We start from the raw sequence: 15,546 nt of genomic DNA, 5'->3' as shown, positions 1-15,546 counted from the left end.
CGGCGGGCCTCGGAGGTGTGCGTGGTGACGCTGGCGGAGCTGAAGGCTGCCGTGTGGGACGCACCGGTGTACGTGGGCGCCCCGTCGGCGGGCCCGCGGTTGCGGCGGCACGGGCGACCGCGCTCGCGGTCGTTACCGGGTCCGGTGCACCGCGTGCGGGTCGAGGTGCGGCGCGGCGGCACCGGAGTGCCGTGGGTCGACGAGCACGTGCGGGCGGGGCTGCACGCACCGGGTCCGTGGCCCCGACTGGCCGACGTGCTCCTGGCGCCGGGTGGCGGCCCGGCGGACGTGCAGGCGGCCGCGGTGCGCCACCCCGGGGCGCTGGTGGTGGCGGTCTACCGGGGCGGACGGTGCTGGCTGCGCTGCGGCAGCCGGGTCCTCTCCCTTCGGGTCGCCGACCCCGACGGCCCCGGCTCCGGGTGGCGTTGGCGTGCCGTGGCCTCCGCGGTCCACGCCTGGCTGACCGCCGGGCTGCTCACGGACCCGCTCCCCGGGCCCGTACTGCTGCGGACCGCGCCACCGCCCGCGGGGCGGGACACCCCGTTGCCCGCCGTACCCCCGGGGTGACCCGGCGCGGTCAGCCGTCCTCAAGCCGCCGCAGCCGCTCCCGTACCGCCTCGGCCTCGGGCGAGTCGGGGCCGGTTGCGGCGGCGTAGAGGTCCAGCGCCTCCCGGTAGCGGACCAGGGCGGGATCCCGCGCGCCGCGGTACTCGGCGAGGGCCGCCGTACCTTCCACCGCGCGGGCCGTCTCGTAGTCGGCGCCGCACGCGCGGAGTTCGGTCAGCGCGGTGGCCAGGTGGTCCTCGGCGCGGTCCGGCAGGCCGCGTTCGAGGAGTGTGCCGGCGCGGGCGGCGTTGTATGCGTCGCCCGCGTCCCGCAACACGGCGAGCGCCGCCTCGGCATGCTCGGTGGCCGCGTCGGGGTGCCCGCGGGCGAGCGCGACGTCGGCGAGGTTGAGGCGAGCGAGTCCGCCCGCGCGTACGTCGCCGACGGCGGGCAGTTCGTCGGCGGCACGGCCGAACAGCGTGGCCGCCCGCTCCGCGTCGCCGAGCCGCTGGTGGGCGAGGCCGCGGTAGTTGAGCGTACGGGCGTGGCCGAGGGCGTCCCCGGCGCCGCGGAACAGCCGGGCGGCCTCCTCGAACATCCTGAGGGCGGATGCGTGCCCGCCCGCGTCCAGCTCGACCAGCCCGCCCGAGGTGAGCATGCGGCACTGCGCGGCGACGTCCCAGTTCGCGGGCCGCGGTCAGTCCCTCCGCGTGCGCGGCCCGACCGTGCTCGTACGACTTCCGACGGAGGAAAAGGGGCCATAACGCGTCGGCCGTCTGCCAGGCGGCGGTGGGCACGTCGGCCGGGCGCGCACCGCGGATGACCGCCATCAGGTCGGCGAGTTCGCGGTCCATCCAGTCCAGCGCGGCGGCGGAGTCGTCGCCGACGTACGGCGCGAAGCACGGGCCGGGCCCGTAGTCGCGCGGGAGGGTGCGGTGCTGCGGGTCGACGATCTCTTCTGCGCGGGTGGCGCCGGCGAGGTAGTGGTCGGTGACCCGGCGCAGTGCGGCGGCCAGTTCCGCTCCCGGCTCGCGGGCCGCGGCGGTGTCCGAGGCGTGCAGGCGCACCAGGTCGTGCAGCCGGTGCCGGTCCTCGCCGACCTCGCTGAGGAGGTTGGCGTCGAGGAGTTCGTCGAGAGGGCCCTCGGCCTCTTCGCCGAGGGCGGCGGACGCCGCGGCGCCGCTGAACTCCGGGCCCGGGTGCACGCCCAGCAGCCGGTAGAGCCGGGCGGCGCGGGGTGGCAGTCCGCGGTACGAGATGTCGAGGCTGGCCCGTACGTCGTGGTCGTCTCCGGGGATCGACAGCGCCGCCAGCCGGGTGCGCTCCTCCGCGAGCGCGCGCTGCATCGTGGCGAGCCCGCGTCGCGGCCGGGCGGCCAGCCGGGCGCCGATCACGCGTACCGCCAATGGCAGCCCGGCGCATAACTCGACCAGGGAGTGTGCGGCTTCGGGCTGGTCGGAGACCCGGTCGTCCGCGAGGGTGGCGCCCAGAAGTTCGACGGCGGCGTCGCCGGCGAGGGGTTCGAGGTTGAGCGCGGTGCCGCCGTCGACGACCAGGCCGGCGAGCCGGTTCCGGCTGGTCACGACCACCAGGCTCGGCCCGGTGCCCTGCAGCGACCGCACCTGCCCGGCGCTGACGGCGTCGTCGAGGAGGACGACGAGGCGTCGCTCGCCCGTCAACAACCGGCAGAGCGCCACCCGTTCCGCGAACGTCGACGGCACGCGCTCCGGCGCCACGCCGAGTGCGCGCAGGAAGCCGGCGATGACCTCTTCCGGGTCGACCGGCCCCGCCGGTGAGTAGGCACCGAGGTCGGCGTACAACTGGCCGTCGGGGTACTCCCGCCGCAGCCCGTGCAGCCAGGACAGCGCGACCGCCGTCTTGCCGACGCCGCCCAGCCCGCTGACCGCCGCCAGCGTGCCCCGCCCGGCTCGCAACCCGCGCACCCGGTACGCCTCCAGCGCAGCCACCTCCGCGGCTCGGCCGATGATCCGCGCGGCGGGCGGGAGCTGCCACGGCACGGCGCGCGCGGGGGCGTGGGCGTGGACATGGACGTCGCCGTGTACGGCTCCGGCCTGAACGACGGGACCGTGGACGGTCCCCCCGACTTCATTGCGGCTGACGTGCCCCGCATCCCCGTGCACGCGTCCTCCCGACCCGTCCGCCATTCATTTCGACCCCCGGCGCCGTCATTCCGGAGAGTGACGTGCCCTTGCGGGGAGTATGCATGACGAGGGGAATCCGCCAACCCCGCTCGGTGCCTGGGAAGGACCGGTCCCTGCCCCCGGAGCCCCGCGCCGTTGCGGGTTGACCTGCGCCTTCGGGGAGTCGGCGCACTGGTGTCCGTCATCAGCCGTACGGCCGGGTCACCCGGTTACATTCCCGTCTGTGCCGGCCCTCGGACTACAGCGTGTCACACGTGTTGCCGCGGGTCAGCCCCGCCCCGGTGCTCGTGAAGGACGCGTACCGTCGGATGCGCCGGGGCGCCGCGGTCAGGCGCCGATGCCCGCGAGGAGCAGGTCCACCGTGCCCTCCAGAAAGGCCTCGTCCAGCGGTTCCCGGGTCAGTAGCACGCGGGTGTGGAGGGGGCCCAGCAGGGCTTCGAAGGCCAGGTGGCGGTCGACGCCGGGGCGGAGTTCGCCGCGGGACTCGGCGCGGTCGAGGACCGTCGCGCCGACCGCGAAGCGGGCGGTCCAGAACTGGTCGCGGGCCGCCTCGTACTCCGCGAGGTCCTCCTGCACCGCCATCCGCAGCAGCAGCCCGCCCACCGGAGTGCGGACGAAGACGGCGACGTCGTGCAGCAGGGCGAGGAGGTCGCCGCGGAGGGTGCCGGTGTCGGGGGTGGGGAGCTCGGTGCGGGTGCGGTCGAGGACGGCGTCGAGGGCGAGGGCGGACTTGGTGCCCCAGCGGCGGTAGATCGACGTCTCGTGCACGCCGGCGCGCTGGGCGACCTCGGCGATGGACAGGGCGTCGGTGCCGTGCTCCAGGACGACGTCGAGCGTCGCCTGCAGCACGGCGGCGCGTACGCGGGCGCTGCGGCCGCCCGTTCTGCGGGTGGGTGGCTGGCGGCTGCTCTCCGGCATCCCGCCAACCTAGCGCAGGTCAGTGCGGCGTCGGCCGTTCCGCGTGGGAGCGGGGGAGGGCGGCGACGAGCGCGGCGGTCACGGCGGTGAGCCCCATGCCGCCGGCGGCGAAGACGGTGATCAGCGTCCAGAAGTCCGGGGTGAGAACCATTGGTTGTGCCTCCTGCCAGTTAACGCAGTATTTCTTGCTTTAAAGTTACGCCCACCTCGACTGCTAATGCAAGTTGACTTGCGTTACGTGCGGGGAAAGCGGAGGGGGTACGTTCGTTACGGATCCGGCCCACCCTGCCGACGAGCACCGAGGAGCCCCGCATGACCGGCGACTTCACCCCGTTCACCGCCGACGACTACCGCGCCCGCATGCGGCACGCCGCCCGCTCCGCCGCCGCCGCCGGGCTCGCCGGGCTGCTCGTCGCCCCCGGCCCCGACCTCGTCTGGCTCACCGGCTACGCGCCGCCCGCCGCCACCGAGCGGCTCACCCTGCTCGTGCTCGCCTCCGGCCGGGACCCGGTGCTGGTGGTGCCGAAGCTGGAGGCCGGGGACGCCGCCAAGGCGGCCGGCGGACCGGCCCTCGACCTGCGTGACTGGACCGACGGCCAGAGTCCGTACGCCGTGACCGCCCCGCTGCTCGACGCCCGCGGCCGGTTCGCCGTCAGCGACGGCGCCTGGGCATTGCACCTGCTCGGGCTGCAGCGCGAGCTGCCGGACTCCTCGTACGTCGCCGTCTCAGATGGGCTGCCGATGCTGCGGGCCGTCAAGGACGCCGCCGAGCTGGCGCGGCTGGCCGCGGCGGGCACCGCTGCCGACGCCGCGTACGAGGAGATCAGGAAGGTCCGCTTCGCCGGTCGTACGGAGTCCGAGGTCGCCGCCGACCTCGCGGCGCTGCTACGCCGGTTCGGGCACTCCCAGGTCGACTTCACCGTCGTCGGCTCGGGGCCGAACGGCGCCGACCCGCACCACGAGGCCGACGAGCGCGTCATCCGCGACGGCGACATGGTCGTCCTCGACTTCGGCGGTCTCGTGCACGGCTACGGTTCCGACACCACCCGCACCGTGCACGTGGGCGCACCGACGGCCGAGGAGCGGGAGGTCCACGACATCGTGCGCGCGGCGCAGGAGGCCGGCTTCCGGGCCGTGCGGCCGGGCGTCGCCTGCCAGGAGGTCGACCGGGCGGCGCGCCGTGTCATCGACGACGCCGGCTACGGCGAGTACTTCATCCACCGCACCGGGCACGGCATCGGCACGACCACGCACGAGCCGCCGTACATGATCGAGGGCGAGGAGCGGCCGCTTGTGCCCGGGATGTGCTTCTCCGTCGAGCCCGGCATCTATCTGCCCGGCCGGTTCGGCGTCCGCATCGAGGACATCGTGACCGTGACCGAGACCGGCGGCCGGCGGCTCAACGACACCGCCCGCGAGATGGCGATCGTCTCCTAGTCTGCTGCGTCTCCTAGCCGACGGCGCCTCCTAGCCTGCGGTGCTTCCCAGTCGACGGCCCGGCCCCGCTTCGTCCGTGCCGCTTCAGCCGCCCCGCTTCACCCCGTCGACCACCACGTCCGCCACGGAGTCGTAGAACGCGAGATGCCCGGCGATCGGCCCCACCTCGCGCAGCGGGTCGTTGTACGCCCACGCCACGTCCGCGCGGTCCGGCACGCTGCCGCCGCCGCGGTAGGTCCAGTACGACGCGAAGCCCTTGTACGGGCACCCCGTCCGGGTCGGCGTCGGCTCGAACAGCTCCAGGTCCACGTCCTCCGGCGGCAGGTAGAACACCGCCGGCAGCCCCGTCTCGAACACCGCCAGCGGGCTGCGCGACTCCGCCACCGGCCGACCGTCGATCTCCACCCGCACATGCCGTGCGCTGCGCAGGACGTCCACCCGGTGGTACGGGTCCCGCGGCCCCACCGGCAGCTCCTCGTCCTCCTCGTACCAGCGGTCCAGCGCCGACCACCGCACGGACACGTGCTCCGCCAACTCGGCGTCCCCCTCGTACGCCCGCACCGCGTCGGGCACGAGGTCGACGCGCACGTCGCGCCGCGGGAAGGCGTACCGCACGTGCGGACTGCCCGCCTCCCGCACCAGCAGCGCGTCCTCGCTGTCGACGACCAGGTCGCCGCCCAGCCTGCCGCGCACCCGCCGTTCGCTGCGCTCCCAGGTCCTGGTGTCGAGCCTCAGCATCGGTCATACCTCCTGGCGGTCGGGGGTCTTCTCGGCCGCGACAGGTGCAACGCCGGCGACCGCCCGGGGCTTCCCGAGCGCGCGGGCGACCGTTTCGCGTGCGGAGCAGATCGTTCCGTGACGTCGCATGGTCGACCTCCTTGACACCTTCGATTGGTATAGGCCAGGATCCCGAATTGGTCTGTACCAAGTCTTCTCGTGCCACGTCAGCCCGTTCCGACAACCCTTCCACCTCACCCGCACCCGTCGCGCGCCCGGCCCCGCAGTCCGCCGCGGCCGCCGCCCCGCCCCTGCTCCCGCGGAGGTCTCCATGGCAGCCAACAGCCACCCCGAACTCGTCCGGCTGGCCAACTCGGTTCTGCAGCCCGGGTTCGTGGGTACCACCGCGCCCGACTGGCTGCGCCGCAGAATCGGCGACGGCCTGGCGTCCGTGGTGCTGTTCGGCCGCAACATCGTCGACCCCGAGCAGGTGGCCGTCCTCACCGCGGCGCTGCGCGCCGAGAACCCCGACCTCATCATCGCCATCGACGAGGAGGCCGGCGACGTCACCCGGATCGAGGCCGGCACCGGCGCCACCCGCCCCGGCAACCTCGCCCTCGGCGCCGTCGACGACGTCGAGCTGACCGAGCAGGTCGCGTACGACATCGGCCGCCAGCTGCACGCCATGGGCGTCTCCCTGAACTACGCCCCCTCCGCCGACGTCAACTCCAACCCCAAGAACCCCGTCATCGGCGTCCGCTCCTTCGGCGCCCGCACCGACCTCGTCTGCCGGCACACGGCCGCCTGGATCCGCGGCCTGCAGTCCGCCGGCGTCGCCGCCTGCGCCAAGCACTTCCCCGGCCACGGCGACACCAGCGTCGACTCCCACCACGGCCTCCCGCACGTCGCCGCCGACGCCCGCGAGATCGCCCGCACCGCGCTGCCGCCGTTCACCGCCGCCATGGAGGCCGGCGTACGCACCGTCATGACCGCGCACATGCTCATCCCCGCCTACGACGACCGCCTCCCCGCCACCCTCAGCCCACGCGTCATCGGCGACCTGCTCCGCGGCGAACTCGGCTTCACCGGCCTGGTCGTCACCGACGGCATCGAGATGGGCGCCGTCTCCGACCTGTACGGCATCGCCGGCGCCACCGTCCGCGCGCTCGCCGGCGGCGTCGACGCCGTGTGCGTCGGCGGCGAGAGCGCCGAGGAGGCCGTCACCGCCGGCCTGACCGACGCCATCGTCGCCGCCGTGCGCGACGGCGGCCTGCCCGAGGAGCGGCTCGCCGAAGCCGCCGCCCGGGTAGGGGAGTTCGCCGACTGGTCCGCCGCGCTGACCCGCAGCGTCCCGCCCGGCGACCCCCGCGGCGGCGCCGGCACCGGTCACGAGATCGGCCTCGTCGCCGCCCGCCGCGCCGTCCGGGTGCACCGCGCCGATCAGGACCTCCGCGGCACCGCGCAGTTCCCGCTCGTCGGCGACCCGCACGTCGTCGAGTTCGCACCCGTCACCAGCCTCGCCATCGACGGCCGTACGCCCTGGGGCGTCGCCGACCCGCTGCGCGCGCTGCGCCCCGGCACCACGTCGGTGCGCATCGCCGAGTCCGAGCTGACCGGCGCCGCAGGCGCCGCCGGGGACGTGCTCGACGGACGGGCGCTGCGCCCGGCCGACGGCCGGGCGCTGGTCGTCGTCGTACGCGACGCCGCCCGCCACCCGTGGATGTCGCAGGCCCTCGCCGACCTGGTACGCCGGCGGCCCGACGCGCTCGTCGTCGAGATGGGCCTGCCCGCCGAGGACCGGCCCGGCGCCGTGCACCTGTCGACCCACGGTGCGACGCGCGTCTCCGGCATCGCCGCGGCGGAGGTCCTGACCGGCGCGGTGTGACGGCAGCACGAAAGAAAGTCACCTCTGGAGGACCTTCCATGCCCGAATCCGCCCCCTACCTTTTCCGTGCCGCTTCCGACGCCCCGTACTTCAGCGCCGACGGCGAGTCCTACCTCGCCCGCACGCCGTTGCGGGACATCCGCAAGTCCCGGCCGCTGCGCGTGCTGTCCGAGGAGGACTACGCCTTCTGGCAGACCTACGGCTACGTCGTGGTCAAGGAGGCGATACCCGCCGAAGCCGCCGCGCTGCTGCTCGACTTCGCCTGGGACTTCCAGGGTCTGGATCCCGACCGCCCCGAGACCTGGTACGAGGACCGCGAGTTCCGCTCCGACCTCGACCGCGACCTGCACGTCTACGGCTTCGTCGAGGCGTACCAGCACCAGCTGATCTGGGACAGCCGGCATACCCGCCGCGTCTACGACGCCTTCGCCGACGTGTGGGACTGCGACGAGCTGTGGGTGACCCTCGACCGCCTCAACCTCAACCCGCCCAACGTCGGCAACCGCAGCCGCACCCTGATCGAGCCCACCGACACCGGCTTCGACATCGAGCTGCACTGGGACGTCGACACCACCCTCGCCGTGCTCCCGCAGCGCGTCCAGGGGATCATCGCCCTCAACGACACCCGCCCCGGCCACGGCGGCTTCCAGTGCGCGCCCGGGCTGTTCCGCGACTTCGAGAAGTGGAGGCTCGCGCAGCCCGCCGATCGCGACCCGATCCGGCCGAACGCCGACCGGGCCGAGTTCCCCGTCGTACGGCCCGAACTGGCCGCCGGCGACCTGCTCATCTGGAACGGGCTGCTGGCGCACGGCGTCGCCGCGAACACCTCGGACAGCGGCGTACGCGCCGTGCAGTACCTCGCGATGATGCCCGCCCTTGAGGAGCACGAACGGCTGCGGCGCTCGCGCGTCGAGTCCTGGCGCACCCTCAGCACCCCCGACTGGAACGCCACCCTGCTCGGTGACGCCCGGCGGCACGAGTCCGAGCGGTACGGGCCGGCCACGCTGACCGGCCTCGGCCGCAAGCTGCTCGGGCTCGACTCCTGGCGCACGCCGGAGCCGGACGCCGCGCCGGACACCGGGCCAGCGGTGACGGCCGCGGGGACGGCGGCGGGGAAGACCGAGCGGCGGACCGGGGAGCCGGCGTGGCACGTATCTGCCTGACGCTGCCCACGAACCGCGCGTGTGCGGCCACCATCGCGGCCGTGCACGAGGAAGCCGCATACGCCGCCGCCCACTTCGGCGCCGAGGTCCACTTCCTGATCCTCGACTCCGCCGCCGAGCGGGACCGCGCCGGCCACACCGCCGCCGTCGCCGGGCTGCCCCGCGTGCCCGGCGTCGTCGTCCACCACCTCGGCGAGGCGGAGCAGCGCGCGTTCCTCACCGCCGCGCTCCGCCGCGCCGGGGTGGCCGGCGCCGAGCGGCTGCTGCGGCTGCTGCTGCCGGACACCGTCTCGTACGGCGCCTGCACCGACCGCGCGTTCCTGCTCGCCGCCGCCCTCGGCTGCCGCTCGGTGCACCGCCGGGACTCCGACAGCCGCTACCAGACCGCCGCCGGCCGGCCCGTCTTCCCCGTCCACCACGAACTCGCCACCCTCGGCCTGCCCGCCGCCGACGCGGCCCGGCGGGTGGCCGCCGACGCGCTGAACCCGCCGCCGCACGCCCACAAGCCCGTCTCGCTCGTCGGCGCCTCCTTCGTCGGCGAGATGTCCGTCGACATCGCCGAGATCCACGACCTCGACCCCGCCGTCTACCACGACGTCGTCAGCCTGTGGGCGCCCGTGCACTGGCCTCAGGAGCGCAAGCGGGCGCTGGTCGAGGAGTCCTTCAAGGGCGCGGGCACCGAGCCGTTCGGCGGCGACCACGCCGTCCTCGGCGCCGTCGACCCCATGCGCGTCGACATGTGCAACATCGCGTTCCACCGCGGCGTGTACGAGGCCGTCCCGCTGCCGCCCGCCACCGACACGATCGGCAGCGACTACTTCCTCCTCCACCTCGTGCACGACGCCACCCTGCCCGGCGTCCTGCACAACCGGCACATCGTCAACTACCACACCGACGAGCGGAAGACCGGCGCCGGCTTCACCGCCTACCAGCTGCGGTTCGCCAAGTTCCTGCTGTCGATGCTGTACTTCAACTTCCTCTACGACGAACTGGCCGCGGCCGGCGCCGCGCTCCTGGACGACCGGCACCGCATCCGCGCCGCGGCGGTCGGCGAGCTGGTCGCGCGCAGCACCCGGCTGGACCGCGACGAGAACGTCATGCGGCTGACGACACTGGAGATCGCGTACCGCAAGCTCGGCGGCAGATACGCGGAGTTCGCCGCCGTGCTGGCCGCCCGCGGCCCGGACCTGCTGGACGAGGCCCGCCGCGACATGGCCGACTTCGCGCTCCTCATCGCCGCCTGGGAGCCACTGGTACGGGCGAGCGCGGCGACGGACGTGCCGGGGGCCGCGTGGTGACCGCGGTGGTGCGGCCCCTGCCGTCGGCCCCGTCGGCCCTACCCGCCCTACCCGCCCTACCCGCCCTACCGGCCCCGCCCGCGCCTCCGATGACGGCGACCGCCGTGACCGCGCGGCTGCGCGCCGCCCTCGCCGCCGCCGAGGACGACCGGATCATCTACGACCTGCCCGGCATCGAGGAGCGCTACGACGAACTGCTCCGCCGGCTGCCCGGCGTCGACGTGAGCTTCGCGATGAAGGCGTGCCCGGTGGACGACGTGCTGGCCCGGCTGGCGTGGAAGGGCGCCGGCTTCGACGCCGCCAGCCCCGGCGAGATCGAACAGGCGCTCCGCGCCGGCGCGTCCGCGGCCCGTATCCACTTCGGCAACACCGTCAAATCCGACGTCGGCATCCTCGCCGCCCACCGCCTCGGCATCCGCGACTTCGCGACCGACAGCCCCGAGGACGTCACGGCCATCGCGGCGCTTGCCCCCGGCGCCCGGGTGTTCTGCCGGCTGGCCACCACCGGCGAGGGCGCGCTGTGGGGGCTCAGCCGGAAGTTCGGCTGCACGCCGGAGGAGGCGGTGCGGGTGCTCGCGGGCGCGCGCGACGCGGGGCTCACCCCGGCGGGCCTGTCGGTGCACGTCGGTTCGCAGCAGATGACGGCCGCGGCGTGGCGCCGCGCCTTCGACACGTTCGCGGACGTGCTGGCGGCCCTCGCCGCCCGCGGCATCCACCTCGACCACGTCAACCTCGGCGGCGGCCTGCCCGCGCTCGGCTACCGCGACCTGAGCGGCCGGCCGCTGGTGCCCGACCTGGACGAGACGTTCGCGACGATGCGCGCGGGGATGGCCCGGCTGCGCGCCGCGGCCCGCGGCCCCCTGCGTTTCGTCGTCGAGCCGGGCCGGCACCTGGTCGCCGACCACGGCGCCATCCGGGCGCACGTCGTGCGGCTCGCCTCGCGGCGGCACGCGGACGGCCGGCCCGGCCACTGGCTCTTCCTCAGCTGCGGCAAGTTCAACGGCCTGTACGAGGTGGACCAGCTGCAGTACCCGCTGGTGTTCCCCTCCCACGGCGCCGCCGCGGAGCTGGTGCCGGCCGTGGTCGCCGGCCCCACCTGCGACAGCGACGACGTCGTGGCGGAGGGCCGCGTACCGGTGCAGGTGCCCAGGGCGGCCGCGTCCGGGGATCCGGTGTGGATCCTCTCCAGCGGCGCGTACGCCGTCAGTTACACGACCCGGGGGTTCAACGGCTATGGTCCGCTACCGCACACCTGCCTGCGCGCCGGCTGACGTGCGCGTCCGGCACATCGCCGGACACGACTGGGGCGCCATCGCCGCCCTGGAGGAGCGCGCGTACGCCGACCGGGCGCTCACCGAGGGGCGGGAGGCGCTCCAGGCACGCGGCCGGGCCTCGCCCGGCACCTGCTTCGTGCTGGACGCCGGCGGCGCGCCGGAGGGCTACCTGCTCGCGCTGCCCTACCCGCTGTTCCGCTGCCCGGAGCTGCGCGGGGCCGAGGAGACCGGACACGCCTCGGCCAACCTGCACCTGCACGACATCGTCGTCGCCGAGCACCTGCGCGGCGCCGGGCTCGCGGGGCGCCTCCTCGCCCGGCTCACCGCCACGGCCCGCGCCCGCCGGTGCGAGCGGATCTCCCTCGTCGCGGTCGCCGGCAGCGCGGGCTTCTGGTCGCGCCGCGGCTACCGCCCGTACCCCGGCGTCGCGCCGCCGGCGGGCTACGGCCCGGGGGCGGTCTACATGTCCCAGGCGGCTTTCCTGTCCAGGGGAGCGGGCTGATCACGGTGCTGCCGATACGCTGCGACTTCCGGCGGGCCCAGGTGGCCATCGCGGCGCTCTTCTGCTTCCTGGGTTTCCAGTACGTCACGTGGGTGTCCCGGCTGCCGCTCGTCAAGGACGAACTCGACCTGACGGCCACCGAGCTGGGGCTGCTGCTCATGGCCTGCGGCGCGGGCGCGGCGGCCTCCTTCCCGCTGGTCGCCCACCTGATGAAGGCGATGGGCGCCAGGCGCCTGGCGTTCGCCGCGGCCGGCGCGCTGCTGCTGTTCCTGCCGGCGTTCGCCGTCGCGCCCGACTACCCGGTCGCGCTGCTGGTCGTGGCCGCCGACGGTGTGGCCGTGGGCTGCCTGAACGTGGCGATGAACGCGCAGGGCGCCGCGCTGGAGGAGATCCACGAGCGCACCGCCATGGCGAAGATGCACGCCACCTTCAGCGCCGGGTCGCTGGCCGCCGCGCTGCTGGCGTCCCTCGTACAGACGGTGACCGCGGCGCTGGCCGCGCACTTCGTGGTGGCCGCCGTGCTGCTCCTGGCCATGCTCGGCGCCGCCCGCACCGGGCTGCCGGCCGAGGACCGCGTCCGGCAGCCGGAGAGGGAGCGCCGCCGGTGGCGGCTGCCGTCCCGGCTCACGCTGTGGATGGGGTGCGCGATGGCGTTCGGCACGATCACCGAGGGCGCCATGAACGACTGGTCGACGCTCTACCTGGAGGACGTCGCGGACGCGGCGCCCGAGGTGGCGCCGCTGGGTATCGCGGTGGTCTCCGTGATGATGGTCGTCGCCCGCCTCTTCGCCGACGGCTGGCGCACCCGCTGGGGCGACGGGCCGGTGGTCCGGCTCGGCAGCGTGCTGGCGGGCACCGGGCTGGCCGTCGCCGTGCTGGCGGGCGGGGTGGTGCCGGCGCTGCTCGGGTTCGCGTGCGTCGGCCTGGGCGTCGCGGCCGTGACGCCGTGCGTGTACGTCGCGGCGGCCCGCGCGAGTCCGGACGCGCTGTCCCTGGTGGCGTCGATGGGCACCACGGGGCTGCTGGGCGGGCCCGCCGCGATCGGCTTCCTCGCCGGCGCCGCCGGGCTGGCGTGGGGAATGGCCGCCGTCGCCGCGTCCGCGCTGCTCGTCTCGCTGTGTACGACGCGTATACGCTGGCCTGCGCTGAGCAGCCCCTGAGCGCCCGCGGGCGGGAACGGGGCACGGTGGAGCGGCTGTTGGAGACGGGGGGGTGCGACGGCGTGGCGGACTACGTGCGGGAACAGTCGCCGGAGCCGGCCGGGTTGCCGGCGGGAGCGCGGCTGTGGACGTTCGACGCCGGTCCCGGCGCGGCGCCGGACCTGTCGGCGCTCGACGACGAGGAGCGGCGGCGGCACGCGGGCTTCCTGCGCCCGGCCGACCGGATCCGCTACGGCGTCGCGCACGGCGCGCTGCGTCGCCTCCTCGGCGAGCTGACCGGCACCCCGCCCGCGGATCTGCGCTTCGGGCGCCGGGCGTGCCCCCGGTGCGGCGGTCCGCACGGCCGGCCGGTGCTGGAACGGCCCGCCGGCGGCCCGGAGTTCTCCCTCTCGCACGGCGGCGAGTTGGTGCTCGTCGCGGTCGCACCCCGGCGGGTGGGCGTCGACGTGGAGCCGGTCAGGGACACGCCGCCCGAGCCGGGTCTGGTGGGGTGGCTGCACCCGGCGGAGCGCGCGGTGGTGCGGGCGGCGCCGGAGGCGGGGCGGTCCGCCGCGTTCGCGCGGCTGTGGACGCGCAAGGAGGCGTACCTCAAAGGTCTCGGTGTGGGCCTCGGCCGCGCGCTCGACGCGGACGACGTCTCCACCGCCGTGCCCGGCTGGCAGCTGGTCGACCTGGCGCCCGGGAAGGGCCACGCGGGGGCGCTGGCCGTGGAGTCGGCGGGCGTCCGGGAGACAATCCGGGAAATCCACGAAGGCGGCGGCGACTTTCCCTGAGCCGGGGGTGTACGCGGCCCGCCGCGGCTCATTCCGGTTCCGCCCGGCGGCCCGGTTCCCCGCCGAAGGCGTCGCCGAGCCCGAATACCGGCATATTGATATAGCGGGCCTCGTAGGAGCCCGGCTGTATGTGGTACAGCTCATGCCAGATGCCGACGTCTCCGCCGCTGCCGACGGCGCGGTTGAACCACTTCCAGTACGCTCGGTGGCCGCGCTCCCGGGATTTCGAGAAGTCCATGATGTGCTCGGCCGACCGCCAGTACTGCACGACCGTGATCGTACGTCCCCGGCGGCTCATTCTGCTACCCAGCAGCCCCAGTTCCGGATCCTCCCCGAGTTCGACCAGCATCTTCGGCATCGCGGTGAACGCCGGCCACCACTTGTGCACCTTCCAGAGGCGATTGATCCGCATTCCCACCAGGAAGAGCACGAATCCGTGGCCGGTGTCGACATTTACCCTGCCCTGTTCTATCCGCGGCATGTCATCCGGGTCCTTTCCGGGGTCGTCGCGCTCGCCGGTCCGGTCGCCCGTCATCGTAGAGCGTCCACTGTGTCGGCAACATCGCTTGTGCCGGGGGTAATGAGGACCCATAGGGGCAGCATCCACCGTTGTCCCTTGAGTAGTGACATGTCCGGCAAAGGTTTTGCGAAAAAAGAATGGTTCACGCCAACCAATTGCATGTACGATGACGCTCGCTCGACCGCCGAACCGAACGTGTGATGGCTTCCTGTCACCACACGACTACTCATCGTATCCCCTGAACATGCACCACATAACCCTCGTTGCACGGCCTGAAGTTCATCTTTCACCGAACGGACAGCTGCTTATGTGGAAGGCGGCACGCGTGGAGATTCCGGTGGACTCCGCGCAACAGCCGGGACGAAGCAACGACGAACTCGACGAAGGCGGGGCGAGGTTGCCCCTACGGGGGCGTACCGCTACCGACGAGTTGTTCACAGAATCCCCCAAGACGGGCGTGAGCGGGACGCATTCCCCGCTGAATGTAGGATTCCGCGACCTCGGCGACCCCGGCCGCCCGCGCTCGCTCGACGTCCACGCCGTGCTGTTCGACATGGACGGCACACTCGTGGAATCCGCGGCCGTAATGGACCGCCATACCCGCATGTGGGCCAGGCGCCATTCCCTGGACCCCGAGACGGTCATACGCGCCTCACACGGGCGCCGCGACATCGACTTCATCCGCGAGCTGGCCCCGTACGCCGACCCGCACGCCGAACTGGCCTGGTTCGACCACCTGTCCTGCACCGACACCGACGGCGTACACGCCGCTCCCGGCGCCCCGGGGCTGCTCGCCACCCTGCCCCCGCGCCGCTGGGGACTGGTGACCTCCGCGACCCGGAGGGTCGCCCGCAGCCGGATTGCCGCCGCGGGGCTGCCGCTGCCCGACGTCGTCGTCTGCGCCGAGGACGTCACCACCGGCAAGCCCAGCCCGGAGGGGTACCTCGCCGCCGCCGCTCGCGTCGGCGCACCCCCGTCGCGCTGCCTCGTCATCGAGGACGCCGAAGTCGGCCTGCGCGCCGCCCGGGCCGCGGGCATGCCCGCGCTCGCGGTCGCCGGGCCGCCGGGCCCCGTCCACGGCCACCGGATCGCGGGCCTCGACGCCCTCTCCGTCACCGCCGACTGAACCACCACCCGGCCGTTCGCGCCGCACCCGCCCGCACGGCGGGGCCGCGGCCGAGGCTGCCGTTC

General features: G+C 74.3%; 17 protein-coding genes. 12 read left to right on the top strand and 5 right to left on the bottom strand.

The genetic code is table 11. The features are described from left to right. Positions 1–24 precede the first annotated feature (24 nt). Positions 25–567, top strand: coding sequence for a hypothetical protein (locus T328_RS08360; RefSeq protein ID WP_496495258.1), 543 nt, complete (start codon positions 25–27; stop codon positions 565–567). 10 nt (positions 568–577) lie between these two features. Here T328_RS08360 and T328_RS08355 read toward each other — a convergent pair whose 3' ends face one another. After that, positions 578–1,204, bottom strand: coding sequence for a hypothetical protein (locus tag T328_RS08355; protein WP_496495257.1), 627 nt, complete (start codon positions 1,202–1,204; stop codon positions 578–580). A gap of 277 nt (positions 1,205–1,481) precedes the next feature. Between T328_RS08355 and T328_RS08350 the strand changes: the two genes are divergently transcribed. Together T328_RS08350 and T328_RS08345 are read left to right on the top strand one after the other, a co-directional pair. After that, complete coding sequence (locus T328_RS08350) at positions 1,482–1,970, top strand: hypothetical protein (protein WP_496495256.1); 489 nt, start codon at positions 1,482–1,484, stop codon at positions 1,968–1,970. A gap of 12 nt (positions 1,971–1,982) precedes the next feature. Beyond that, positions 1,983–2,342 carry a hypothetical protein gene (locus T328_RS08345; RefSeq protein WP_496495255.1) on the top strand — a complete coding sequence of 120 codons (360 nt, stop codon included), beginning with the start codon at positions 1,983–1,985 and terminating at the stop codon, positions 2,340–2,342. A gap of 693 nt (positions 2,343–3,035) precedes the next feature. Here the strand turns inward: T328_RS08345 and T328_RS08340 are convergent. Then, positions 3,036–3,626: a TetR/AcrR family transcriptional regulator gene (locus T328_RS08340; RefSeq protein ID WP_496495254.1), complete on the bottom strand. Its 591-nt coding sequence runs from the start codon at positions 3,624–3,626 to the stop codon at positions 3,036–3,038. Positions 3,627–3,645: 19 nt separating this feature from the next. Beyond that, a complete protein-coding gene (locus T328_RS08335) occupies positions 3,646–3,777 on the bottom strand; it encodes a hypothetical protein (protein ID WP_496495253.1) in 132 nt (43 codons plus the stop codon). Positions 3,778–3,938: 161 nt separating this feature from the next. On the opposite strand from T328_RS08335, the gene T328_RS08330 reads away from it, so the two are divergent. Continuing rightward, on the top strand, positions 3,939–5,063 hold the full coding sequence (locus T328_RS08330) for a M24 family metallopeptidase (protein ID WP_496495252.1): 1,125 nt from the start codon (positions 3,939–3,941) through the stop codon (positions 5,061–5,063). 84 nt (positions 5,064–5,147) lie between these two features. Here the strand turns inward: T328_RS08330 and T328_RS08325 are convergent, their stop codons facing one another. Further along, complete coding sequence (locus tag T328_RS08325; RefSeq protein ID WP_496495251.1) at positions 5,148–5,801, bottom strand: DUF427 domain-containing protein; 654 nt, start codon at positions 5,799–5,801, stop codon at positions 5,148–5,150. Positions 5,802–6,111: 310 nt separating this feature from the next. On the opposite strand from T328_RS08325, the gene T328_RS08320 reads away from it, so the two are divergent. The 7 genes from T328_RS08320 (at position 6,112) to T328_RS08290 (ending at position 13,835) form a co-directional block, all read left to right on the top strand. Continuing rightward, positions 6,112–7,665, top strand: a complete 1,554-nt coding sequence (locus T328_RS08320; protein ID WP_496495250.1) for a glycoside hydrolase family 3 protein — start codon at positions 6,112–6,114, stop codon at positions 7,663–7,665. Positions 7,666–7,703: 38 nt separating this feature from the next. Next, positions 7,704–8,828 (top strand): phytanoyl-CoA dioxygenase family protein, encoded by a 1,125-nt coding sequence (locus T328_RS08315; protein WP_496495249.1) that lies wholly within the window; start codon positions 7,704–7,706, stop codon positions 8,826–8,828. Then, on the top strand, positions 8,810–10,126 hold the full coding sequence (locus tag T328_RS08310; RefSeq protein WP_496495248.1) for a DUF6271 family protein: 1,317 nt from the start codon (positions 8,810–8,812) through the stop codon (positions 10,124–10,126). Before T328_RS08315 ends, T328_RS08310 begins: the two co-directional genes overlap by 19 nt. An 89-nt stretch (positions 10,127–10,215) precedes the next feature. Beyond that, positions 10,216–11,397 (top strand): type III PLP-dependent enzyme, encoded by a 1,182-nt coding sequence (locus tag T328_RS08305; RefSeq protein WP_496495247.1) that lies wholly within the window; start codon positions 10,216–10,218, stop codon positions 11,395–11,397. Then, a complete protein-coding gene (locus T328_RS08300) occupies positions 11,360–11,902 on the top strand; it encodes a GNAT family N-acetyltransferase (RefSeq protein ID WP_496495246.1) in 543 nt (180 codons plus the stop codon). Before T328_RS08305 ends, T328_RS08300 begins: the two co-directional genes overlap by 38 nt. 5 nt (positions 11,903–11,907) lie before the next feature. Further along, positions 11,908–13,062, top strand: a complete 1,155-nt coding sequence (locus T328_RS08295) for an MFS transporter (protein WP_496495245.1) — start codon at positions 11,908–11,910, stop codon at positions 13,060–13,062. A gap of 62 nt (positions 13,063–13,124) precedes the next feature. Then, a complete protein-coding gene (locus tag T328_RS08290) occupies positions 13,125–13,835 on the top strand; it encodes a 4'-phosphopantetheinyl transferase family protein (RefSeq protein WP_496495244.1) in 711 nt (236 codons plus the stop codon). Between the two features lie 28 nt (positions 13,836–13,863). Here the strand turns inward: T328_RS08290 and T328_RS08285 are convergent, their stop codons facing one another. Further along, positions 13,864–14,370 (bottom strand): DUF4188 domain-containing protein, encoded by a 507-nt coding sequence (locus T328_RS08285; RefSeq protein ID WP_496495243.1) that lies wholly within the window; start codon positions 14,368–14,370, stop codon positions 13,864–13,866. A 442-nt stretch (positions 14,371–14,812) separates the two neighbouring features. On the opposite strand from T328_RS08285, the gene T328_RS08280 reads away from it, so the two are divergent. Continuing rightward, positions 14,813–15,481 carry an HAD-IA family hydrolase gene (locus T328_RS08280; protein WP_496495242.1) on the top strand — a complete coding sequence of 223 codons (669 nt, stop codon included), beginning with the start codon at positions 14,813–14,815 and terminating at the stop codon, positions 15,479–15,481. The last annotated feature ends 65 nt before the right edge of the window (positions 15,482–15,546 follow it).

Source organism: Streptomyces sp. CNX435 (assembly GCF_059570575.1).
This window is presented reverse-complemented; position numbering and strand designations above follow the sequence as displayed.